The sequence below is a fragment of the Mycobacterium sp. E342 genome (genome assembly GCF_001667665.1).
Taxonomy (GTDB): Bacteria; Actinomycetota; Actinomycetes; order Mycobacteriales; family Mycobacteriaceae; genus Mycobacterium.
Genome location: NZ_LZJM01000242.1, coordinates 1 through 937, shown reverse-complemented (window position 1 = coordinate 937; position 937 = coordinate 1). Strand labels below are relative to the sequence as shown.

2 protein-coding genes are annotated in these 937 nt (G+C 63.7%); one reads left to right on the top strand and one right to left on the bottom strand.

Annotated features, from left to right (window positions below):
* Nucleotides 1-506: phosphotransferase family protein (locus A5692_RS30455; protein WP_156765872.1), on the bottom strand; the 506-nt coding region annotated here is incomplete at its 3' end.
* 54 nt (nt 507-560) lie between these two features.
* Here A5692_RS30455 and A5692_RS30450 point away from each other — a divergent pair.
* On the top strand, nt 561-937 hold a 377-nt coding region (locus A5692_RS30450), incomplete at its 3' end, for an acyl-CoA dehydrogenase family protein (protein ID WP_197514508.1).

The window sequence follows — 937 nt, the reverse complement described above, 5'->3', positions numbered from 1 at the left end:
GGCACTTGACGCTCCAGAAATCCCTCGGGCTTGCCAAGGTCAGCCAGACCGCGCCGTCGCCAGTCCACCGCGGCCAGGTGGACCAGTCCGTCGACGTAGGCCATCGCTAGGCCGTGCCGCAGGGTGATGTCACCGAGAAAGGGTTCGGGCAGCTCGAACCCCGGCGTGAATCCATCCACCACGCCCATCAACATGAACTCGGTGCCCAGCACTTCGGCATCTTCGCAGTAGAGCACCGGCGGTGGATGGGGCACGTCGGTGCCCTCCAAAGCCCGCAGGATGCGCCACTCCCGCAATGTATTCGAGGCAGTGGGGTGGTTCTTGACCGCCGGCGGCCGACGTAACACCCAGGCGTGTTCACCGCGCGCCACCCGGAACGACACGTTTGCCGTTCCGGTCCCCTCGCCGATCCGTTCAGCCGTCATCGGGGTCCCACAACCGGGCAACTGGTCCCCGATCCACGAATCGAGCCGATCGACGTCGAGCAGCGTCGCAGTCGAAGTCATGCACTGACGCTAACGGTGTTGACAGTTACTGTCAATCCTGTCAGCGTATGTCACATGATCGATTTCGAGCTCCCGGCGGAGATTCAGCAACTGCGTGCCCGTGTCGCCGCATTCATCGACGACGTTGTGCTGCCAGCCGAGCCTCAAGTCGGCGCGCGGCCCTTCTTCGAAATCGTTAAAGAGCTTCAGGCCGAAGCGCGCGCTGCCGGGTTGTGGTGCCCGTTCGTTCCGGTCGAATACGGCGGAATGGGCCTCGGTCATCTGGCGAACGCGGTCGTGCAGGTCGAGGTCGGGCGCGCCTTCAGTCACCTGGGTGCCTGGGCGATGAACTGCATGGGCCCCCAGGACGCGACGATGCTCACGCTGATCGAGCATGGAACCGACGAGCAGAAAAAGCGCTATCTGGAGCCGCTGGTCAACGGTGACATTCG